The organism is Actinomycetes bacterium (assembly GCA_035506535.1).
Classification (GTDB): domain Bacteria; phylum Actinomycetota; class Actinomycetes; order DATJPE01; family DATJPE01; genus DATJPE01.
Genome location: DATJPE010000011.1, coordinates 1 through 21,831, shown reverse-complemented (window position 1 = coordinate 21,831; position 21,831 = coordinate 1). Strand labels below are relative to the sequence as shown.

Annotated in this window: 20 protein-coding genes and 2 rRNA genes; 3 read left to right on the top strand and 19 right to left on the bottom strand. The window is 72.9% G+C overall.

Going from position 1 to position 21,831, the window contains the following annotated elements; genetic code table 11:
• Positions 1-77: 77 nt before the first annotated feature.
• From xerD to VMI11_01720, 4 genes are all read right to left on the bottom strand, one after another.
• Entirely contained in the window at positions 78-1,019 is a 942-nt protein-coding gene (xerD, locus tag VMI11_01735; GenBank protein ID HTY71126.1) for a site-specific tyrosine recombinase XerD, read from the bottom strand.
• Positions 1,020-1,053: 34 nt separating this feature from the next.
• Complete coding sequence (ald, locus tag VMI11_01730; GenBank protein ID HTY71125.1) at positions 1,054-2,172, bottom strand: alanine dehydrogenase; 1,119 nt, start codon at positions 2,170-2,172, stop codon at positions 1,054-1,056.
• A 144-nt stretch (positions 2,173-2,316) separates the two neighbouring features.
• Positions 2,317-2,901 carry an NUDIX hydrolase gene (locus VMI11_01725; GenBank protein ID HTY71124.1) on the bottom strand — a complete coding sequence of 195 codons (585 nt, stop codon included), beginning with the start codon at positions 2,899-2,901 and terminating at the stop codon, positions 2,317-2,319.
• Positions 2,898-4,568, bottom strand: coding sequence for a CTP synthase (locus VMI11_01720; GenBank protein ID HTY71123.1), 1,671 nt, complete (start codon positions 4,566-4,568; stop codon positions 2,898-2,900). Before VMI11_01720 ends, VMI11_01725 begins: the two co-directional genes overlap by 4 nt.
• Before the next feature lie 92 nt (positions 4,569-4,660).
• On the opposite strand from VMI11_01720, the gene VMI11_01715 reads away from it, so the two are divergent.
• Positions 4,661-5,098: a pilus assembly protein CpaE gene (locus VMI11_01715; GenBank protein ID HTY71122.1), complete on the top strand. Its 438-nt coding sequence runs from the start codon at positions 4,661-4,663 to the stop codon at positions 5,096-5,098.
• Here VMI11_01715 and VMI11_01710 read toward each other — a convergent pair.
• From VMI11_01710 to VMI11_01660, 11 genes are read right to left on the bottom strand one after another with little or no spacing between them, the layout of a single operon-like run.
• Positions 5,071-6,165 (bottom strand): glycosyltransferase family 4 protein, encoded by a 1,095-nt coding sequence (locus VMI11_01710; GenBank protein ID HTY71121.1) that lies wholly within the window; start codon positions 6,163-6,165, stop codon positions 5,071-5,073. The two genes, VMI11_01715 and VMI11_01710, sit on opposite strands and share 28 nt — an antisense overlap.
• Positions 6,162-7,793, bottom strand: coding sequence for a lipid II flippase MurJ (locus VMI11_01705; protein HTY71120.1), 1,632 nt, complete (start codon positions 7,791-7,793; stop codon positions 6,162-6,164). Before VMI11_01705 ends, VMI11_01710 begins: the two co-directional genes overlap by 4 nt.
• Positions 7,790-8,611, bottom strand: a complete 822-nt coding sequence (locus VMI11_01700) for a hypothetical protein (GenBank protein HTY71119.1) — start codon at positions 8,609-8,611, stop codon at positions 7,790-7,792. Before VMI11_01700 ends, VMI11_01705 begins: the two co-directional genes overlap by 4 nt.
• On the bottom strand, positions 8,608-9,606 hold the full coding sequence (locus tag VMI11_01695; protein HTY71118.1) for a copper transporter: 999 nt from the start codon (positions 9,604-9,606) through the stop codon (positions 8,608-8,610). The genes VMI11_01700 and VMI11_01695 overlap by 4 nt, the downstream gene beginning before the upstream one ends.
• Before the next feature lie 18 nt (positions 9,607-9,624).
• A complete protein-coding gene (steA, locus tag VMI11_01690; GenBank protein HTY71117.1) occupies positions 9,625-10,806 on the bottom strand; it encodes a putative cytokinetic ring protein SteA in 1,182 nt (393 codons plus the stop codon).
• A gap of 25 nt (positions 10,807-10,831) precedes the next feature.
• Positions 10,832-12,568, bottom strand: coding sequence for a DNA repair protein RecN (gene recN / locus VMI11_01685; protein HTY71116.1), 1,737 nt, complete (start codon positions 12,566-12,568; stop codon positions 10,832-10,834).
• Entirely contained in the window at positions 12,538-13,425 is an 888-nt protein-coding gene (locus tag VMI11_01680) for an NAD kinase (GenBank protein HTY71115.1), read from the bottom strand. Before VMI11_01680 ends, recN begins: the two co-directional genes overlap by 31 nt.
• Entirely contained in the window at positions 13,422-14,222 is an 801-nt protein-coding gene (locus VMI11_01675) for a TlyA family RNA methyltransferase (GenBank protein ID HTY71114.1), read from the bottom strand. Before VMI11_01675 ends, VMI11_01680 begins: the two co-directional genes overlap by 4 nt.
• 4 nt (positions 14,223-14,226) lie before the next feature.
• Positions 14,227-14,463, bottom strand: coding sequence for a hypothetical protein (locus VMI11_01670; GenBank protein ID HTY71113.1), 237 nt, complete (start codon positions 14,461-14,463; stop codon positions 14,227-14,229).
• Positions 14,460-15,377, bottom strand: coding sequence for a hypothetical protein (locus VMI11_01665; protein ID HTY71112.1), 918 nt, complete (start codon positions 15,375-15,377; stop codon positions 14,460-14,462). Before VMI11_01665 ends, VMI11_01670 begins: the two co-directional genes overlap by 4 nt.
• 57 nt (positions 15,378-15,434) lie before the next feature.
• Complete coding sequence (locus VMI11_01660; protein HTY71111.1) at positions 15,435-16,448, bottom strand: HAD-IIA family hydrolase; 1,014 nt, start codon at positions 16,446-16,448, stop codon at positions 15,435-15,437.
• Positions 16,449-16,471: 23 nt separating this feature from the next.
• Here VMI11_01660 and VMI11_01655 point away from each other — a divergent pair, with 23 nt between their 5' ends.
• Positions 16,472-17,716 carry a DUF1015 domain-containing protein gene (locus VMI11_01655; protein ID HTY71110.1) on the top strand — a complete coding sequence of 415 codons (1,245 nt, stop codon included), beginning with the start codon at positions 16,472-16,474 and terminating at the stop codon, positions 17,714-17,716.
• On the opposite strand, the gene VMI11_01650 is transcribed toward VMI11_01655, so the two are convergent.
• On the bottom strand, positions 17,700-18,035 hold the full coding sequence (locus VMI11_01650; protein HTY71109.1) for a single-stranded DNA-binding protein: 336 nt from the start codon (positions 18,033-18,035) through the stop codon (positions 17,700-17,702). The genes VMI11_01655 and VMI11_01650 overlap by 17 nt on opposite strands.
• Positions 18,036-18,140: 105 nt before the next feature.
• Here VMI11_01650 and VMI11_01645 point away from each other — a divergent pair, with 105 nt between their 5' ends.
• The gene (locus tag VMI11_01645) at positions 18,141-19,124 is read left to right on the top strand and encodes an MBL fold metallo-hydrolase (protein ID HTY71108.1); all 984 of its coding nucleotides are present in this window, start codon (positions 18,141-18,143) and stop codon (positions 19,122-19,124) included.
• Here the strand turns inward: VMI11_01645 and VMI11_01640 are convergent.
• From VMI11_01640 to VMI11_01630, 3 genes are all read right to left on the bottom strand, one after another.
• Positions 19,121-19,867, bottom strand: a complete 747-nt coding sequence (locus tag VMI11_01640) for a hypothetical protein (protein HTY71107.1) — start codon at positions 19,865-19,867, stop codon at positions 19,121-19,123. The two genes, VMI11_01645 and VMI11_01640, sit on opposite strands and share 4 nt — an antisense overlap.
• Before the next feature lie 233 nt (positions 19,868-20,100).
• Positions 20,101-20,217, bottom strand: a 5S ribosomal RNA gene (gene rrf, locus VMI11_01635).
• Positions 20,218-20,331: 114 nt separating this feature from the next.
• A 23S ribosomal RNA gene (locus VMI11_01630) occupies positions 20,332-21,831 on the bottom strand; the annotation flags it as partial.

Sequence of the window (21,831 nt, the reverse complement as noted above, 5' to 3'; positions counted from 1 at the left end):
GACACACGTCGGCTTGACGGCTCCGGAGGCCGCAGCCTAGGGGCCACCCCTCGCCGGGGCAAGCCGGTCCGTGGACCTCAGCGAGCACGGGGGTGGGCGGCTGCGTACACCTCGCGCAGGCGCTCGACGGTCACCTTGGTGTAGATCTGGGTCGTCGTGACCGACGCGTGTCCCAGCAGCTCCTGGACGACGCGCACGTCGGCCCCGCCGTCCAGCAGGTGGGTGGCGAAGCTGTGCCGCAACGTGTGCGGGCTCAGGTGTGCCCCCTCGAGCCCAGCTCGTCGGGCGGCGTCCCGGATCACCACCCAGGCGCTTTGCCGGGTGAGCCGCCCGCCGCGCGCGTTGAGGAACAGCGCCGGCGTCCCGCGTCCACGCTCGGCGAGCCCCGGGCGGGCTCGCACCAGGTAGTCGTCCAGTGCCGAGCGGGCGTAGGACCCGATCGGCACCAGCCGCTCCTTGGAACCCTTGCCGCGCAACAGCACCGTCCCGCGATCCAGGTCCACGTCGTCGACGTCGAGCCCCACCGCCTCCGAGATGCGCGCCCCAGCGCCGTACAGCAGCTCCAGCAGGGCCCGGTCGCGCAGCGAGCGAGGCGGATCGCCCGCTCCGGCCGCATCCAGCAGCGCGGTCACCTCCTCGACCGGGATCGCCTTGGGCAGCCGACGTGGGGGGGCCGGCGGACGGACGCTCGCCGAAGGATCCGAGGTGGTGAGGCCCTCGCGGGCGCAGAAGCGGTGGAAACCACGCACGGCGACCACGGCGCGACCCGCGGAGGCGGCCGACAGGGCCGGGTGCTGCGCGTCCCCGGCCCGCAGGTGCTGCAGGAACGCCGAGACGTCGCCCTCCCCCACCGCGTCCGGCTCGTCGATCCCGCGGGCGGCGAGGAAGCTCTCGTAGCGCGTCAGGTCACGCCGGTAGGAGGTCAGCGTGTTCGCGGACAGCCCACGCTCGACGCCGAGATGGTCGAGGTAGGTGGCCAGCGCGCTCGCCACGGTGCCCGACATCTTCAGACCTGACATAACGCCGGGAGCGTAGCGGCTCCCCCCGACCGGCTCAGCCGGCGAGCGCCTCCTGCAGCGGGAGCACGCTCATCCCGTGCGCCTCCGCGACCGGGCCGTAGACGACGTGGCCGGCGTGGGTGTTCAGCCCCAGCGCCAGCGCCCGGTCGTCGCTACACGCCTGCCGCCAGCCCTTGTTCGCCAGCTCGACGGCATAGGGCAGGGTGACGTTCGTGAGGGCGTAGGTCGAGGTGTGCGGCACCGCGCCGGGCATGTTCGCCACGCAGTAGAACACCGACTGGTGGACCGGGTAGGTCGGGTTGGCGTGCGTCGTCGGGCGCGAGTCCTCGAAGCAGCCCCCCTGGTCGATGGAGATGTCGACGAGGACGGAGCCCGGCTTCATGCGTGACACCTGCTCGTTGGTGACCAGCGTCGGCGCCTTCGCACCGGGGACCAGCACCGCCCCGATGACGAGGTCCGCGTCGAGGATCGCGCGCTCGACCTCGTAGGCGTTCGAGGCGACGGTCTGCACGTGTCCCTGGTAGATGCGGTCCATCTGGCGCAGCCGCTCGATGTTCTTGTCCAGCAGCAGCACCTCGGCCTGCATGCCGAGGGCGATGGCGGCGGCGTTGAGCCCGGACACCCCGGCTCCGATGACGACGACCTTGGCGGCGTACACCCCGGAGACTCCGCCCATCAGGACGCCGCGGCCGCCCTGGGCGCGCATCAGGCAGTGGGCGCCCACCTGGGGCGCGAGCCGGCCCGCGACTTCCGACATGGGGGCGAGCAGCGGCAGCGATCGGTCCGGCAGCTCAACGGTCTCGTAGGCGATGCCCGTCACACCCTGCTGCAGGAGCGCGTCCGTGCACTCCTTCGACGCGGCGAGGTGCAGGTAGGTGAACAGGGTCTGCCCCGAGCGCATGCGGTGGTACTCCTCCGCGATCGGCTCCTTGACCTTGAGGATCAGGTCACCGGTCCCCCACACGTCATCGGCCGTCCCGAGGATGCTCGCGCCCGCTGCGACGAACTCCTCGTCCGTGATCGAGGAGCCGATCCCGGCACCCTGCTGGACGTAGACCTCGTGGCCGTGTCGTACCAGCTCGTTCACGCCGGCGGGGGTGATGGCGACGCGGTACTCGTGGTTCTTGACCTCGGTGGGGATCCCGACCTTCACGGCTATGCACGTCCACTTCTGCACGCTGCGGCGCGCCGACTCCGTTGTCGGCGAGAGGCTCCGCGCCCGGCGAGGGCTTCCGAGAGCGTAGCGCCGTCCGGGCCCCTGGGGTCCCACTGCGGGAGTGGCCTGCAACGACCCCGCTCACGCGCCTCCGCGGCGGGCGGCCAGCGCCAGCACCCCGAGGGTCAGCGACGGGTTGTGGAAGCGGCCCTCGAGGACCCCGCGTGTCAGCTCGTCGAGGGGGACCCACGCCGTCTGCATCGTGGCCTCCTCGGCCTCCCCCTCGTGACGGTCGCCGTCGGCAAGCCGTACGTCGCGAGCGAGGAAGACGAGCAGCCGCTCGCTGGACGATCCCGGGCTGAGGAAGGTGTCGAGCAGCAGCTCGTAGTGGCCGGCCCGGTGGTGGGTCTCCTCCCACAGCTCGCGCTCCGCGGTCACCTGCGGGGGCTCGCCGGGGATGTCGCGCAGCCCGGCCGGCAGCTCCCACATGAGGTGACGTGCCGGGTGGCGGTACTGGCGCACGAGCAGGACCCGGTCCGCCTCGTCGAGGGCGGCGATGGCGACCGCTCCGGGGTGCGCGATGTACTCCCGGGTGACCACCCCGGCGGCGCCCAGGTCGACGTCCTCGCTGCGCACCTCCCACACGCGGCCGCTGAACACCGTGCGCGCGGCGCGCACCGGGTAGCTCAGGGGCTCGTCCCCCGCGACGGCAGCGTGCGGCGTCACGCGGTGACCGTCACGGGCAGCTCCAGGCGGGTCTCCGCCTGCCGGCGGAGCGCGGCAGCGACCAGCCCGGCGAACAGCGGGTGCGCGCGGGTCGGTCGCGACCGGAACTCGGGGTGCGCCTGCGTCCCGACGAACCACGGGTGCACGTCGCGGGGCAGCTCCACGAACTCCACGAGCCACTCATCCGGTGAGGTGCCCGAGAAGAGGAGTCCGGCGTCCTCGAGCTGCTCCCGGTAGGCGTTGTTCACCTCGTAGCGGTGCCGGTGCCGTTCGTCGACGTTGGTCTGGCCGTACGCCTCCGCCACCAGCGTCCCCTCGCGAAGGACCGCCGGGTAGAGGCCGAGGCGCATCGTGCCGCCCATGTCGGCCTTGCCCTCGACGACGTCGACCTGGCTGGCCATCGTCGCGATCACCGGGTGCGGCGTCGCCGGCTCGAACTCGGCGGAGTTCGCGTCCTCGAGGTCGGCGACGTTGCGGGCGAACTCGATCACCATGCACTGCAGGCCCAGGCACAGCCCGAGGATGGGGATGGCGTGCTCGCGGGCGTAGCGGATCGCGCCGAGCTTGCCCTCGATGCCTCGTACACCGAACCCGCCCGGGACGCAGACCGCGTCGACGTCGCCCAGCTCGCGAGCCGCCCCCTCGGGAGCCTCGCAGTCGTCGGAGGTCACCCAGCGCAGGTTGACCCTCGCGTCGTTGGCGAAGCCGCCCGCGCGCAGGGCCTCGGTCACCGAGAGGTAGGCGTCCGGTAGGTCGGTGTACTTGCCCACCAGCGCCACGGTGACCTCGTCGACCGGCCGGTGGACCCTCCTGAGCAGCTCGTCCCAGGCGGTCCAGTCGACGTCGCGGAAGGGCAGCCCCAACCGGCGGACGACGTAGGCGTCGAGTCCCTCCCCGTGCAGCACCTTGGGGATGTCGTAGATGCTCGGGGCGTCGACCGCGGCGACCACGGCCTCCTCGTCCACGTCGCACATCAGGCTGATCTTCTTCTTGATGCCGCCGGGGACCGGGCGGTCGGCGCGCAGCACGATCGCGTCCGGCTGGATACCGATGCTGCGCAGGGCAGCCACGGAGTGCTGGGTCGGCTTGGTCTTCAGCTCTCCCGAGGGCCCGATGTAGGGCAGCAGCGACACGTGCAGGAAGAAGACGTTGTCGCGGCCGACCTCGTGGCGCACCTGTCGCGCCGCCTCGAGGAACGGGAGGGACTCGATGTCGCCCACCGTGCCACCGACCTCGGTGATGACCACGTCGACGTGCGGCCCGCCCATCTCGCGGATACGAGACTTGATCTCGTTGGTGATGTGCGGGATCACCTGGACGGTGTCCCCGAGGTACTCCCCGCGGCGCTCCTTGGCGATGACCCTCGAGTACACCTGCCCGGTCGTCACGTTCGCCGAGCCGTGCAGGTCGGTGTCGAGGAAGCGCTCGTAGTGCCCGACGTCCAGGTCGGTCTCGGCCCCGTCGTCGGTGACGAACACCTCGCCGTGCTGGAACGGGTTCATGGTCCCGGGGTCGACGTTGAGGTACGGGTCCAGCTTCTGCATGGTGACCCGCAGGCCGCGCGCCTTCAGCAGGTTGCCGAGGCTCGAGGCGGTGAGACCCTTGCCCAGCGACGAGGCGACGCCGCCGGTGACGAACAGGTGCTTGGTGGTCTGCGGGACGGCCAACGACAGCTCCCGTGGTCGTTTCTGTGCGGCGGGAGGACCCACCTGTCCACGGGGTTCGAGCGTATCAGCCGCACCCGACGATACTGGGAAGCGTGCTGCCCGTCCCCCTGGCCGCTTCGCTGCGCGCCGCCGGCCTGCGCTGGTCGCCCGCGCGCGGCGACCGCTTCGTCCTCCCCGACCGGGGGATGGACGAGGAGGTCTTCGTGCTCTCCGACATGACGGTGGAGGTGCACGACTTCCCCACCGGGCGCGAGATCGGCTTCAACGGGGTGACCGAGTGGGCCCTGGACTCCGTCGAGCAGGACCAGGCCCTCTGGCTGCCGTACGAGGGCCAGCTGCGGGACCTGCTCGGCGGGCTGTTCCGCCGCCTCGAGCGCCTCGACGGCTCCTGGGTGGTCACCTACACCCTGCTCGGCGAGCAGCGCCGGACCGAGGGTGCTCACCCGGAGGAGGCGTACGCGCTCGCGCTGCTCGACGTCCTCCTGGAGGTGGGGGCCGGCGATCAGCTCGCCCCGGTCAGCGCCGAGTAGACCGCCGCCACCTGCTCGACCGTCTGCTCGGGCCCGGGCCACGTCGCGGCGCGGGCCGGGCCGGCCGCCCGCAGCCGCGCCGCGAGCGCCGGGTCGCCGAGGATGCGCTCGACCGACCCGGCCAGGGCGACGGGATCGGCGGGCGGGACCAGGACCGCCGCATCGCCCACGAGCTCGGGCAGCCCGCCCACCCGGCTGGCCACGAGAGGCACCCCGGCGCGAAGCGCCTCCTGCGCGACCAGGGCGCGAGCCTCCCAGCGGCTGGGGACCACCACGACGTCCGCGGCCGCGAGCAGATCCGCGACGTCGTCGCGGGACCCGAGCAGGAGCACGCGCAGGTGCTCGGACTCGACGCGGTGGCGCAGCTGCCCGTCCAGGGGTCCCGCCCCGGCGATGGCCACGACCGGCCCGATCTCTCGCCAGCGCGCCGCTGCGTCGAGGAGGGTGGGGTAGTCCTTCTGCGGTGCCAGCCGCCCCACGGCGAGCACCAGCGGGTCGTCCCCGAGCCCCAGCCTCGTGCGTACCTCATCCGGGGAGCGCGCCGGAGCCGGCAGCGCCGGGGCGCTCACCGGCGCGTCGCGGACGTCGCGCGCCCCCAGCCGCCGGGCGCGCTCGGCGAGATCAGAGGATGCGGCCAGCGTGACGTCCGCCCCGCGCGCGACCACCCGCTCGAGCACGGACAGCGCCACCGCGCGGGGACCCGACGCGAGGACCGCGTTGTGCCAGGTGACCACCAGCGGGATCCGGTGGCCGCCGCGGGCCGGGACGCGGTCCGCGGCGACGCCGACGAGGCCGGCGCGCAGGCCGTGGGCGTGGAGCACGTCACTGCCCCGAAGATTCGCGCGCAGGGTCCGGACGGCGCGGGCGTCCCGGCCCGGACGTACGGCGTCGGAGATCTCCAGCGAGACCACGGCAGCGCCAGTGCCCTCGAACGCGAAGCGGGCCGTCGTCTCCCGCGGGCCGAGCACCGTCACCGCATGCCCCCGGGCGACCAGCCCGGCGGCGAGGGACCGGACATGGGCACCGACGCCACCGGCGCTCGGCCCGAGCACGAGGCAGACCCTCATCGGGCGACGCTGCGCCGGACGGCACCGAGCGCCCGGTCGACATCGGATCGGGCGAGCGTCCACGCCACCGCGCTGCCGACCGCGAGCCCCAGCGCCCCCACGAGCACCGCGAGGACCAGGGAGGCCAGCACCGATTCCCCGGCACCGGTCACGAGGAGCACCGCGCGGGCAGCCACGAAGCCGATCACCCCCGCGGCCACCGCCACACCGGCCGCGCGCAGCACGCCGGAGGTCGCGCCGGAACCGAGCCGCCGCCGGGCGGCGACCAACAGGGCGACGCCGGCGACGGTCATGCCCACCGAGTTGCCCGCCCCGAGCGCGGTGACGACCTGGTCGGCCCGAACCCGAGTGACGAGGAGGACATCGACGAGGACGACGACGACCCAGCCAAGCACCGCCCCGAGCGTCGCCGCGCGGGCTCCGAGGGCGGCGTAGAGGGCTCGGGTGAGGTGGGCGACGAGCGCGTATCCGAGCAGTCCGGGGACGAAGGCCGTGATGGCCAGGCTGAGGGTGTGGGTGGCCGGTGGCCCGGGGACGCCGAGGGCGACGACCCGGGCCACGGCGGGGGCGCTGCCGGCGAGGGCGCCGCCGGCGACGGCGCACACGAGCAGGACGGTCCGGGTGACCCCCGAGGTCAGGGCCGCGAACGCGTCCGTCTCCCCCGCCGCGTGGTGGGCGGCCAGCCGAGGGAAGGCGCTGGTCGCGATGGGTACCGCGAGAACCGCCCAGGGCAGCAGGAAGACGGTCCAGGCGACCGTCCAGACACCCAGGGCACCCTCCGTGCCACGGCTGTTCGCCAGACGGACGACCACGGCCGTGCTGCCCTGCTGGGCGGCGACCACCGCGACCGCGGCGAGCGCGAGACCGCCGACGCGGCCCGCGACCCCGTCGGGGAAACGCAGCGCCGGACGCAGGCCCAGGCGAAGACGCGCCGACCCCGGGAGCTGGGTGAGCAGCATGGCCAGGACGCCGGCCGTCGTCCCCCACGCCAGCACCGACCGCTCCGTCCCGGTCAGGGCGACGAGTGACCCGCGGTGGCCGCGCGCGAGGACGGCGTACGTCGCGTAGGCGAGGATCACGACGACGCTGGACACCAGCGGGGCCAGCGCGGGTGCGAGGAAGCGACGGTGCGCGTTGAGGACGCCGGCCAGCACCACGCAGAGCCCGTACAGCGGCACCTGGACGAGGAAGACGCGCAGCATGAGCTCGGCCGTGCCGCGCATGAGGTCGATCTGGTCAGCGCAGTGCGCGCCGCCGGACCCCAGCAGCGCGTGCACGATCGGGCCGGTCAGCAGGTAGCCGAGCCCGGTGACGGGCAGCAGCACGAGCATGGTCCAGGTCAGCAGTGCCGACACGGTTGCCGTGGTGCTCTCGCGGTCACCTCGCTCGAGCGTGGCGACGACGGCCGGTACGACGGCAGCGGCCAGGGCACCCCCGGCCACGACCTCGAAGACGATGTTCGGCACCGTGTTCGCGGTCGTGTAGACGCTGTTGAGGCAAGTGACGCCGACGGCACGGGTGAAGGTGAACTGCCGCAGCAGGCCCATCCCCCTCGCGAGCACGGTGACGACCGCGATGACCGCCGCACCGCCGGCGACCCCCGCGGCCACCGAGCCCCGCTGGCTCACCGAGCCCGGCCGAGCCGGTCGAGCTCCCGCAGGCCGGGGGTGGCCTCGATGACCTCGGTGAAGCTGACCCGCTCGCTGAGCAGGGTCAGCGCGACGACGAGTGCCGCGGCGGCGAGCAGCCCGCGGGGCGAGGCGTGGACGGCGAAGCCGGACCCGACCAGGGCGCCGAAGGCGTTGGCGCCGCAGTCCCCGAGCATCGAGGTCTCGCCGAGGTCGGTGGGCAGGAGAGCCGCGGCCGCCCCGGCCCCACCGGCCACGATGGCACCCCCCGCCCCCGGGCGGACCAGCAGGTGACCGGCCCCGAGCAGGCCCGCCTTCAGCGCCCGGCCGGGGCGCAGGTCGAGCAGGTTGACCAGGTTCGCCGACCCCGCGACGAGCACCCCCGCCGCGAGCCGCTCGGCCGGACGGTCGCGAAGCATGGCTCCAGCCGCCAGACCGACCACGCCGATGCCGACCAGCTTGAGGCTCCCGGAGGTGACCTCGCCGCCCCGCAGTGCCTCGAGGTGGCCCCGAAGCCCCTTGGCGGCGCGGGTGGCCTCCGCCCGGTCGTCGACAGCGCCCAGGCCACCAGCCACGAGCAGCGCTGCCAGCGCCGCCACCCGGCGCCTGGCGTCCAGCCCAGGCACGACGAGCAGGCCGGCCGTGGAGCCGGCGAGGAGGAGCGGGCCCTCGGCGAGCGAGACCGTGCGGCCCCGGTAGTTGGTCCGCCACCACGGCGCCCTCCGCTCGACCGGCCCTCCTCGGATCCATCGTGCCGTGCCCGCCCAGGCGAGGCCGGCCCCCACGGCACACGCGCCGAGACGCCCGGCCGCCGTCATCGCGACGACGGGCTCGGGGAGGAGGAGGACGTCGTGCTCGCCACCGGGGTGCCGAGCGGGGTGAGCTGCGGCAGCGCCCCGGTCGTCCCGGGGCCGTTGCCGTAATGGCCCACCCCGCCCTGGGCCTGCTCGACGAGACCGAGGACCGTCCCGATCTGGCCGGACGGCTGGGAGGCCATGTCCTCCGTGCTGACCCTCGCCCGGGCGTCGTGGTCGCCGCGAACCGCGCGGACGAACCCACCGTCACCGGCGCTGCCGACCGGCCCGGCCACCAGGACCCCGTGCCCCGCGTCGGCCAGGTCGGACACGAGTGGCAGCAGGGCCTGGTTCGCGGCGTCGGTCGTGTCGCTCGGCGAGGCGGGTGCGCCGGGCGCGACGACGAGGGCCAGGTCGGCCCGCCGGTCCACGCTGCCGGCCACCTTGAGGAGCCCGGCCTGGGTATAGCCGCTGAACACGGTGACCGACTCCGTGTCGGGCCGCCCCGACAGGTCGCTGACGCGGGTGACCAGGCTCTCGGCGAGCAGCAGCGCGGCGGCGTCGTACGGACCGGTGATCGGCATCTGCAGGTAGCTCGGCGCCAGCCGGCTGGCGAGGTCACCGACCAGCACCGACTTGCTCGGGTCGACGTAGGAGGACTCGACCCGCACGGCTCCGGAGACCGTGGCCCCGGCCTGGACGAGGGTGCGGGTGAGTGAGTTGACCAGCTTCCCGTCCGCTCCCGGGAGCTGGATCACGACCACGCGCTGGCCGGTGAGGCGCCCGTACACCATGGGTGCGACCAGGTCGGAGGCCACGTCCTCGCCGTAGCCCACCTGGTTCTGCAGGCTGCTGACCTGGCTCTGCAGGTCGCGCTTCTGCGTGCTCAGCGCCTTGGTCTGCTTCTCCAGGGCGTTGCCGAGGGTGTCGTTCAGCGGCCCGGCGCCGAGCACGATGCCCACCGCCAGGGCCAGGAACACGGCGACGAGCGAGACGAGGTGATAGCGGAAGTCGATCAACGGCCGGACCGGTGCCTCTCAGACGATGCTGCGCAGCCAGAACGTGAAGTCGTTCCACCGCGAGCCCACGATGTCGTAGAACGAGCGGCCCAGCGGCGTCGCCGCCATGGCGGCCGCCAGCGCGAGCAGGCCCGCGCCGACCAGGAAGACCACCTGCCAGGTCGCGATCCTGCTGCGGTACAGCATGTTCACGCCTTTGGCGTCGACGAGCTTGCCGCCCACGCGCAGCCGGGTGAGGAAGGTGCTCGCCATGCCCTCCCGGCCCTTGTCGAGGAACTCCACGAGCGTCGCGTGAGTTCCCACCGCCACGATGAGGCTCGCGCCCTTGGCGTCGGCGAGCAGCATCGCCACGTCCTCGCTGGTCCCGGTCGCCGGGAACACCACGGGCCCCAGCCCCAGCGCCTCCAGCCGAGCCCGGCCGGGCGCGCGCCCGTCGCGGTAGGCGTGCACGACGAGCTCGGCACCACAGGTCAGCGCGTCGTCGGAGACGGAGTCCATGTCTCCGACGATGAGGTCCGGCTGGTACCCGGCCTCCAGCAGGGCATCGGCACCGCCGTCCACCCCGATGAGCACCGGGCGGTACTCCCGGATGTAGGGCCGAAGCGTGACGATGTCCTCCTTGTAGTGATAGCCCCGCACGACGATGAGGACCTGGCGGCCCTCGAGGTCGGTGCGGATGTCGGGGACCCCGACGCCGTCGAGCAGCAGGTCGCGTTCCTGTCGCAGGTACTCCATCGTGTTGCCGGCGAAGGACTCCAGCTGCGCGGACAACCCGGCCCGCGCCTCCTCCATCTCGGTCGCCACCGACTCGGGCGTCTGGGCGACCCCCTTGAGCAGGGCGTCCTCACCGCGGTAGATCGTCTCGCTGTCGACGCGGACGGACTCACCCTCGCGCAGGCGGGTCATCGCCTCCGGGCCGACGTCGTCGACGAGCGGGATCCCCGCACCGACGATGATCTCCGGTCCGAGGTTCGGGTACCGCCCGCTGATGCTCGGCGCGGCGTTGATCACCGCCGCCACGCCGCAGCCCACGAGCGCCTCGGCGCTCACCCGGTCGAGGTCCACGTGATCGATGACGGCGATGTCGCCGGGACGAAGCCGCTTGGTGAGGTTCTTGGTCCGCCGGTCGACCCGCACCGTGCCCGTGACACCAGGCAGCGTCGGCACGACCCGGCGTCGGTGCAGGAAGGGGAGCCTCATCGGTGGCGATTGTCTCACCGACTGATCACCTCCGAGGTGATCCGCCCTTCAGCGCAGCGGCGGCGTCCAGCAGCTCCCGCGCGTGCGCCGCCCCCGTCCGGCTGCCCTCGAGCCCGGCGAGCATGCGCGTCAGCTCGGCCACCCTCGCCTCCCCCTCGAGGACCACGACGCGGGTACGGCCGTCGGACGCGTCCTTCTCGACGAGCAGGTGCGCGTCGGCGTACGCCGCCACCTGAGGCAGGTGCGTCACCACGAGCACCTGGGCCGTCTGTGCCAGGCGGGCGAGGCGCGCCCCCACCTCGACCGCGGCGCGCCCGCCGACACCCGCGTCCACCTCGTCGAAGACGGCCGTCGGCACGGGGTCCGCGCCCGCGAGCACCACCTCGACGGCGAGCATCACGCGGCTCAGCTCGCCCCCGGAGGCACCGGCAGCGATCGGCCGCATCGGCGCACCCTGGTGAGCGGCGAGGCGCAGCTCGACGGTGTCGATTCCCTCGGGGCCGTACCTGGACAGCTCCGCGGCGTCCACCGAGGTCACGTCGACGGTCAGCCGGGCCTGGGGCATGGCCAGTGCCGCCAGCTCGGCGCTGACCTGCTCGGCGAAGGCCTCGGCAGCCGCCCTGCGGGCGCTGCTCACCTCCTCGGCGAGCGCCCGTACCCGGCGTCCCAGGGCCTCCTGACGCGCCCGCAGCTCGGCGATGCGCTCGTCGTCGGAGTCCAGCTCCACCAGGCGAAGGCCCGCCCTGGAGGCCCAGGCCAGCACCTCCTCGACGCTTCCCCCATAGCGGCGGGTCAGGACGAACAGCTGGGCCCGGCGCTCCTCGACCGCGGCCAGGCGGGCCGGGTCGGCGTCCACCCCCTCGGCGTAGCCGGAGAGGTCTGCCGAGGCGTCGGCCAGCAGGTAGGACACCTCGGCCACCCGGCGCGCCAGGTCGGCGAGCCGGGGGTCGTAACCGGCCGCCTGCTCGAGCGTCTGGCGGGCGAGGCCGACGAGCGTGCCGGCATCGGCGCCCTCCTCACCGCCCCCGGTCAGCAGGTCGTGGGCCGCCCGTGCCGCCGCCACCAGCTCACCGGCGTGACCGAGCCGCTCGGATTCCTCGGCCAGGCGGAGGTCCTCCCCCGCCTCGGGGGCGACGCGTTCCACCTCGGCGAGCCCGCCGCGCAGCAGATCCGCCTCCTCGGCCCGCTCCCTGGCCCGCGTGGTGAGCTCCGCCAGCTCGCGCTCGGCCTCGCGCAGCTCGCCGAAGACGTCCCGGTAGCTCGCCAGTGGCTCGAGCACGGCCGGCCCCGCGTAGCGGTCCAGCGCCTCCCGTTGCCGCGAGGGTCTCAGCAGGCGCTGCTGGTCGGACTGGCCGTGCACCGACACGAGCTCCTCCCCGAGCTCGGCGAGCAGCCCGACCGGCGCCTGGCGCCCACCCACGTGGGCCCGCGACCGCCCCTCGGCCGTCACCGTGCGCGCGAGGATCAACGTTTCGTCATCCAGCACGGCCCCGGCCTCCTCCGCCCGCCGGACGACCGCATCCGGGGCGAGCACTCGCCCCTCGACCACCGCACGAGGCCGGCCGGCGCGAACGGCACCCGCGTCACCGCGGCCGCCGAGCAGCAGGCCGAGCGCGGTGACGACCATCGTCTTGCCGGCCCCGGTCTCCCCGGTCAGGACGGTCAGACCGGGGCCGAGCTCGAGCACCGCCTCGTCGATGACTCCGAGATCGCTGATCCGCAGCTCCTCGATCACCGCTGCGACCCCGGCCGTCCCCGCCATCCCTCGATGGGCAGGGCGAACTTGGCCACCAGCCGGTCGGTGAACGGCGTCTGCTCCAGCCGTGCCACCAGCAGTGGCTCGTCGCTGCGACGTACCTCGATCCGGTCCCCGACCCGGACCGGGACGCTGCGCCGCCCGTCGGACCACAGCACCGCCTCGACCCGCCCGATGAGCTCCATCGCGATCACCGACGTCGGGGCCACGACGAGGGGCCGGGCGAACAGGGCGTGGGCGCTGATCGGGACGCACAGCAACGCCTCGACCTCCGGCCACACCACCGGCCCACCCGCCGAGAAGGCATAGGCCGTCGACCCGGTCGGTGTCGCGCAGACCACGCCGTCGCACGCCCAGCGGGACAGCGGGCGGCCGTCGATCTCGACGACCACCTCGATCATGCGTTGTCGATCGGCCTTCTCCAGGGAGGCCTCGTTGACCGCCCAGAGCCGCTCCGCGAGCGCCCCCTCCCGCGTGACGGTGATGTCCAGGGCCAGGCGCTGCTCGACGCTCCAGCGCCCGGCGACCACCTGGTCGACGACGGCGGCGAGGTCCCGCTCCTCGGCCTCGGCGAGGAAGCCGACATGTCCGAGGTTGATCCCGACCACGGGGACTCGAGCGCCGTGGGTGAGCGCCGCCGCGCGCAGCATCGTCCCGTCACCGCCGAGGACGATCGCCACGTCGCACCCCGCGGCGTCTCGGCTGACCTGGACGTCGGGCAGCTCCGGTGAGGCGTCCTCCACCGGGACCACGACCTCGACGCCCTCCTCCAGGAAGCGCTTGGTCGCCGCCAGCACCGCGTGGCGGGCCACCTCGCGGGAAGGGTGCGAGACGAGGAGGACCCGACGCGCGGGGACGGTCACGGCGGTCCTTCCACGATGGCGCGCTCGATGGCGCGCGGGTCGGGTCCAGGAGCTCCGGCGCGAAGCCACAGGAAGTACTCGACGTTGCCGGCGGGTCCGGGCAGCAGGCTGGCCGTGACCCCCGCGGTGCCCCACCCGAGGGCGGCGGCCCGCTCCGCGATCGTACGCACCGCCTCCGCCCGCAGCGCGGGTTCGCGGACGACGCCGCCCGGGCCGAGCCGCTCGCGCCCCACCTCGAACTGCGGCTTGACCATGACGAGGAGGTCTCCGTCGGCCATGGTCACGCCGATGAGGGAGGGCAGCACCAGGCCCAGCGAGATGAAGGACAGGTCGGCGACGGCGAGGTCCACCAGCCCGCCAGGGACCTGCTCGACGCCCAGCGTGCGCATGTTGGTGCGGTCCAGGACGACGACCCGCTCGTCGGTGCGAAGGCTCCAGGCCAGCTGGCCGTAGCCGACGTCGACCGCCACGACCTGACGAGCGCCGCGCCGGAGCAGCACGTCGGTGAACCCTCCGGTGCTGGCTCCCGCGTCGAGCGCCCTGCGCCCGTCGACGGCCAGGTCCGAGAAGGTGTCCAGCGCGCCGGCGAGCTTGTGGCCGCCGCGGGAGACGTACCCGTCCGCCGGTCCTGCCGTGGCGATCACGATGGGTGTGTCGCGTGCCACCTGCGTGGCCGGCTTGGTCGCCGACGTCCCCGCGACGCTCACCCGACCGGCGGCGAGCAGCTCCTGGGCGTGCTCACGCGACCGCGCGAGGCCACGTCGGACCAGCTCGATGTCGAGGCGGGCCCTGGGCACGCGATCAGGTCTCGGCGTCCACGTCGGCGAGCGCGTCCTGCAGTCCGCGGTGGATCCTTTCGAAGACCGCGACGTGCTCCTCCAGCGAGGACTCGCCCAGCGTGTCCAGCCCGGCCAGGGCGTCAGCGACAGGTGCGACGCGCCGGGCGAGCACCTCGTCCTGCGTCGGGCCGACGCCGGGGTCGGTGGCGAGGTGGTCGGAGCCGTCGCTGGCCTCGACGGCGTGGGGTCCCTCGGTCACGGCGAGTCCGGGGAGCCCGCCTCGACCTCATCGCCCACGGCGGGGATGACGATGACCTCCTCCGCAGCCACCTCGCCGCCGGTGGCGTCCGCTCGCTGCCGGGTGTCGAGGACGGAGGCCGTGGCCGGTGTGACGACGTGGGATGTGCCGGTGTCGGATGAGCGGGTGTCGGATGAGCCGGTGTCAGATGAGCCGGTGTCGGATGAGCCGGTCTGCGATGTTCCCGTGCTCGACGCGAAGATCGGCGCTGCATCGGCGACGGTGGCCTCGGAGACCGTGGCCGGCCGAGCCGGCGCTGCCGTCGCTGTCTGCTTGGCCGTCGTCTGCTTGGCCGCCGTCTTCTTGGCCGTGGTCTTCTTGGCGGTGGTCTTCTTGGCGGTGGTCTTCTTCGCGGTGGTCTTCTTCGCGGTGGTCTTCTTCGCTGCCGTCGCCTTCTTGGCTGTCGCCGTGGTCTTCTTGGCCGCCTTCGTGGGTGGCGGTGGCGCTGCGGCACCGGGCGCCTCGGGGCGCAGCGGTCGGGCCGAGGCCACGGAGGAGGTCTTGCCCGGGACGCCCGGACGCGAGCTCAGCAGCGCGGCCAGGGTCTCCTCGAGCCTGGCGAGGGCGCCGCGCAGCGCCTCCACCTGCCGCGGGTCCACGCTCGCCAGCCGGGTCATCACCACATCCACCTCGGTGCGGACCAGGTCGGTCAGCAGCTTGCGGTTGCTGCGGGCCGCCTCGTACAGGTCCTCGGCCAGCGTCTGCACCTGCTGGCTGGCGATCCCGGCCGCGGCGCCGGCCCCGGCGATGGCGTCCTCGCCGGTGATGCCGAACTGGGCGGCGACCGCCCGGGCTGCCTCGTTGGCCCGCTGCCGGCTGACCTCGGTCAGCCCCAGCGCCAGCTGCAGGTAGCCCCGCATCGCGTCGTAGACCATCGCTCCTCCGGTCCGGACCCTGGTCGGGTCGACCGCTCCTCGGTCGACGGCCCCACGCTACCCCTGGACCGACACGCCCAGTGCCGCCGCCAGGGGGCCGGACAGCCTTACCTGGGCAGCGTCCTCGGACCACGCGGCCACGCACGAGGCGTGCAGGAGGTCCAGCCGGTCACCCGCGGCATGGAGGTCGAGGACGCCGTCGGAGCCGCGTACGACCGACGCCGCTCCACAGGTGACCACCCCGTCGACGATGACCGGCAGGGAGGTCGGTCGCAGGAGAGCGTCCAGGCCGGCGCCGACGTAGGTCGGGCGCCGGCTGACCGGCGCCTGGAGCAGCTGCCACACGTCGGTCACCCCGGTCAGCACGAGGAGGCTGTCGAGGCCGGCGGCCCGGGCACCCTCGATGTCGGTGTCCAGCCGGTCCCCCACGACGAGCGCCCGGCGCAGGCCGAGCACTGCGGCGGCCTCGAGGAGGATCCCCGGACCGGGCTTCCCGGCGACGAGGTCCGGCTCACGCCCCGTCGTGGCCGCGAGCACCCGGACGAAGGACCCGTTGCCGGGAGCCAGGCCGCGGTGGGTCGGCAGCGTCGCATCGAGGTTGGTGGCCACCCACAGCGCACCGGCCGCGAGCGCGAACGCCCCTTCGGCGAGCAGCCGCCACGCCAGGTCCGGGAACCACCCCTGGACCACGGCGACCGGGCGTCCGGTGTCCGAGCGCTCCACCAACCGGAAGCCGGCCGCCTCCAGGGCGGCACGGACCCCGGAGCCACCCACCGCGAGGACCGGCGAGCCGGCCGGCACCCGGTCGACGAGCAGCCGGGCCGCGGCTTGTGCGCTGGTGAAGACGTGATCGGCCTCGACCTCGATGCCCAGGCCGTGCAGGTCTGCCGCGAGCTCCTCCGGCGTGCGGCTGGCGTTGTTCGTCACGAAGACGTGCTGCATGCCGTAGCGCTGCGAGGACTCGGCGAGCGCCTCGAGGACGCCCGGGATGAGCGTTCCCGAGCGGTGCACGGTGCCGTCGAGGTCGAGGATCGTCCCGTCGTAGCTGGCGGCGAGCGCCGGGTGGTCCACGGGCCCACCGTACGATGCGGCGCGTGGCGGGACCGGACACCCTCTCCCTGGCGGGATTCCGCGCGTGGCGCTACGCGCCGCGGATCCCGCTGGGGGCGGTGCTCGCGCCGCCGTACGACGTCGTGGAGCGCGACGAGGCGCTCGCCCTCGCTCACCGGGACGAGCACAACGTGGTCCGGCTGGTCCTGCCCGTGGGGCCGGACCCGGCGGCCGCCGCGGCGCGCACCCTGAGCACGTGGATCGCCGAGGGGGTGGTTGTCCCCGACGAGCTCGACGCGCTGTACGTCTACGAGCAGTCCGAGGGCACCCGCGTCCTCCAGCGAGGGGTCATCGGGGCCCTGGGCCTCGGCGACCCCGAGGGCGGCGCGGTGCTGGCGCACGAGGACGTCATGCCCGGTCCGGTGGAGGACCGCACGCGCCTGATGGCGGCCACCGGCGCGAACCTGGAGCCCATCTGGCTGCTCTTCCACGGTGACGATGCGACGACCACCCGCACCGTCGACGAGGTGGCCACGACGCAGCCCCTCGCGCAGGCCGTGACCCCCGACGGGCTGCGCCACCGGCTGTGGGCGCTCACCGACCCCGAAACGCTCGCCCGCGTCGCGCGGGACCTCGCCGGACGCCAGGCGCTGGTGGCCGACGGGCACCACCGGCTGGCGGCGTACCGGCGCCTTCGGGCCGGCCGGCCCGGCGGGCCGTGGGAGCGGGGCCTGGCGCTGCTCGTCGACCTCCAGGCCTACCCCCCGCGGCTGGCGGCGATCCACCGCCACGTGGACGGGGTGGTCCCAGCGCGGGCGAGCGCCCCACAAGGGGTCCGCCTCGAGGACGCGGGAGCCGAGTGGTGGGACCGGCTGCCCCGCCTGAGCGCGGGGGAGATGTTGCTGGTCGGGCCGGGGGGCGAGGCCCGGGTCGCGCGGGTCGACGACCGGGCGGCGGTCGACCGCACGGTACGAGCCGCCCTGGCGCCGGACGAACGACCACCCCAGTGGCGCGCGCTGGACACCGTCGTGCTGCACCACGTCGTGCTGCCGGCCTGGGGCGTGCCCGACGAGGCGGTCACCTACCACCACGACGCCGAGCACGCGGTACGCCGCGCGGCGGAGGCCGGCGGGACGGCGGTGCTGCTCGCCCCGGTCGACATCGGCACCGTCTTCGACCTCGCCGGGCGGGGGGTCCGGATGCCGCGCAAGTCCACGTCGTTTTGGCCGAAGCCGCGCTCGGGCCTGCTCCTGCGCGTGCTCGAGCCCCCGGTCACGTCGGCCGGCTGAGGCGCCGCGCGCGGCTGACCTCGACCTCGTAGCGGCTGCCGAGCCCCTGCGCCCGCCGGAAGAACCGGCGGCGCAGCTGGCCGTCGACGCTGACCACGTCGCCGGCGTTCCACCGCGACACCGCACGTCGAAGGCCGGCCCGCCAGGCGGCGCAGTCCAGGGTGTCCACCGGTGCTCCGGCGGCTCCCACCGGGCGCTCGACGACCACCCGGAAGAGGGCCACGTGGTCGCCGGAGGGCAGCTCCCGCTCGACGGGCGGTGCGGACAGCCGACCGACGAGGTGGACCTCGTTGAGGTGGGCGGGAGTGGTCGCGGACATGCAGCCTCCTGCGCATCGGGGGGTGACGCTCCAGCCTGCTGCGACCCGAGGGGAGGGAGCCGGCCCGTCCGGCAGGATGGGGACGAGGGCGAGAGGAGATCGGCTGTGGACGCTGCGGTGCCACTCGGCGGCGAGGTGTTCCTCGTCGACACCACCATGTCCGGCTACCCCGGGATCACCAGCGCCTACCTGATCCGCTCCGCACACCCCTGCCTGGTGGAGACCGGCACCGCCACGTCGGCGGGAACCGTCGTCGCGGGCCTGCGCGAGCTCGGCGTCGGCCCCGACGACCTCGCGACGATCGTGGTGACCCACGTGCACCTCGACCATGCAGGAGGCGTCGGTGACCTCGCCGCGGCGTTCCCGAAGGCCCAGGTGGTCGTCCACGAGAGCGGCGCCCGGCACCTGGCCCATCCCGAACGACTGCTCGCCAGCGCCCGGCAGGTCTTCGGGTCGGTGCTCGACGACGTGTTCGGCCTGCTCCGGCCGACCGACGCGGCCCGGATCCGGTCCCTTGGCGAGACCGGCTCGGTCGACCTCGGGGAGGGCCGGCGGCTGGCTGCCTTCCACTCCCCCGGTCACGCCAAGCACCACCTGGGTCTCGTCGACTCCGCGACGGGCGACCTGTACGTCGGCGACGCCGCGGGGATCTACATCCCGGAGACGGCCGACCTCCGGCCGTCCACACCGCCCCCCGACTTCGACCTCGAGCTGGCGGTGGACTCCCTGCACCGGTTCCGCGACCAGGCGCCCACCCGGCTGCTGTTCAGCCACTTCGGGCCGGTCACCGACGTCGGGGCGACCCTGGCCCGCTCGGAGGAGGAGCTGCGGCTGTGGGTCGAGCTCGTGCGCGGGGCGCGCACGGACGGGCTCGACCTCGACCACGCCGTGGCCCGCGTCCGCGAGGCCACCCTGGAGCGCTACGCGGCCTTCCTCGCCGACCCCGGTCGGGTGGCCCGCTACGAGCACCTCAACGCCGACCGGTCCAACGTGGTCGGGATCATGCGCTTCCTCGACCAGGTGGACCGCATGGACCAGGTGGACCGCATGGACCAGGTGGACCACGTGGACGGGTCGGACCGGACCTAGTCGCACTCCTCGGCGTCGACGAGGGCGTCGGTCACCACGACCACACCGGGGTCGGGCCCCGGCGGCTCGACCACGATGCCGTCCATCTCGGCGAGGCGAAGAGCGGCGTCGGTCTCCCCCTCCACGTCGGCCTCGACGGCTGCGGCGAACCAGCGCCGCGCCTCGGCGTCGCGTCCCACGGCCGCCAGCGCGTCCGCGTAGGCGAAGCGCAGCCGGGCCGTCCAAGGCCGCAGCACCGGTGGGGTCAGCTCCTTGACCTGAAGGGCCAGGACCGCCGCCTCCGGCTGCCCCAGGTCCCGGCGCGCGCCCGCGCCCACGATGAGCATCTCCACCCGACCCGCCTCGTCCAGCCGCGCCACCGCCGGGTCACCGGCGAGCGCCAGCGCCCGCTCCGGCCGACCGAGCGCCCGCTCGCAGTCCGCGATCAACGGCACCAGGTCGTCGTGGCCGCCCATCCGGCGGGCGGCGCGCAGCTCGGCCAGCGCCTGCGCCCACCTCCCGGTCCGGTACGCGGCCAGCCCGAGCGCCTCGCGCACCACGCTGACGCGGGAGGCGAGCGCCTGGGCCTTCGCGGCGTGCAAGTACGCCGTCTGGGGATCCTCCTCCAGCAGGCGCCCGACCATGACCAGGTGGCGACCGACGTCGTCGGCGAGCTGCGCGGGCAGGGTCCGCAGCTGCGCCCGGGTCGCGCGGTCGAGCTCGGCGAGGGTCGCGTCCTCGTCCGGCTCGGGGGCGGCCGGCACGCGGCGCCGTGGTCGGGTCGACTCCGCCGGCTCGGGCCGCGGGTGCCCTCGGGGTGCGGCGCGCCGAGCGGCAGCGCCGGACTCGCGCGCAGCCGGCGTCGAGCCGCGCGACGGCCCGCCCGGCCGATGCCGGCGCGGCCTGCCCGCGGATGCGCCCTGGTCCACCTGACCTCCTGCCCGGAAAATCGATGAGGGCCACCCGAGAATTCAGGGTGGCCCTCATCGCAAAGAATGTCCGGCGGCGTCCTACTCTCCCACCCCGTCACCAGGGCAGTACCATCGGCGCTGAAGGGCTTAGCTTCCGGGTTCGGAATGTCACCGGGCGTTTCCCCTTCGCCATGGCCGCCGAAACTCTATGGAGATGTCAGTCGAAAGCGCGGGCGCTTTCTTTGGGCGTTCCCGACCGTATCTCGGGAACCGCACAGTGGACGCGATGCGCACTCACCAGTTGGTGAGTAGATATGTGAGTCAAGTCCTCGGCCTATTAGTACCGGTCGGCTGCACGTGTTACCACGCTTCCACCTCCGGCCTATCAACCCAGTCGTCTACTGGGGGCCTTACCAGGTTGACCCTGTGGGAGACCTCATCTTGAAGCAGGCTTCCCGCTTAGATGCTTTCAGCGGTTATCCCTTCCGAACGTAGCTAATCAGCCGTGCTCCTGGCGGAACAACTGACACACCAGAGGTTCGTCCGTCCCGGTCCTCTCGTACTAGGGACAGCCCTTCTCAAGTCTCCTGCGCGCACAGCGGATAGGGACCGAACTGTCTCACGACGTTCTAAACCCAGCTCGCGTACCGCTTTAATGGGCGAACAGCCCAACCCTTGGGACCTACTCCAGCCCCAGGATGCGACGAGCCGACATCGAGGTGCCAAACCATCCCGTCGATATGGACTCTTGGGGAAGATCAGCCTGTTATCCCCGGGGTACCTTTTATCCGTTGAGCGACACCCCTTCCACTCGGGGGTGCCGGATCACTAATCCCGACTTTCGTCCCTGCTTGACTTGTAAGTCTCGCAGTCAAGCTCCCTTGTGCATTTACACTCAACACCTGATTGCCGTCCAGGTTGAGGGAACCTTTGGGCGCCTCCGTTACATTTTAGGAGGCAACCGCCCCAGTTAAACTACCCGCCAGGCACTGTCCGTGAACCCGATAAGGGTTCGACGTTAGGTGTCCAATACGATCAGAGTGGTATTTCAACAACGACTCCGCCCCAACTGGCGTTGAGGTTTCACAGTCTCCCACCTATCCTACACAAACCGTACCGAACACCAATACCAAGTTGTAGTGAAGGTCCCGGGGTCTTTTCGTCCTGCCGCGCGTAACGAGCATCTTTACTCGTAGTGCAATTTCGCCGAGTCTATGGTTGAGACAGTTGGGAAGTCGTTACGCCATTCGTGCAGGTCGGAACTTACCCGACAAGGAATTTCGCTACCTTAGGACCGTTATAGTTACGGCCGCCGTTTACCGGGGCTTCGGTTCCCCGCTTCGCCCTTGCGAGCTAACGAGTCCCCTTAACCTTCCGGCACCGGGCAGGCGTCAGACCCTATACGTCGCCTTGCGGCTTAGCAGAGTCCTGTGTTTTTGCTAAACAGTCGCTACCCACTGCTCTCTGCGACCCGCCGATGCTTCGAGGGGCAAGCCCCCTGACATCAGCAGGCACACCTTCTTCCGAAGTTACGGTGTTAGTTTGCTGAGTTCCTTAACCACGGTTCTCTCAAGCGCCTTGGTATGCTCTACCCGTCCACCTGAGTCGGTTTGCGGTACGGTCACCTGGCGAACTCGTTTAGAGGTTTTTCTAGGGAGTATGGGCTCAATCACTTCGCGAGAGCTGACGCAATCGCTCGTCATCGCCTCTCGGCGTAATGAGACGGTGGATTTACCTGCCATCTCCGCCTACAGGTTTGAACCGGGACGTCCAACACCCGGCTGACCTACCCTTCTCCGTCACCCCATCACTCAAAC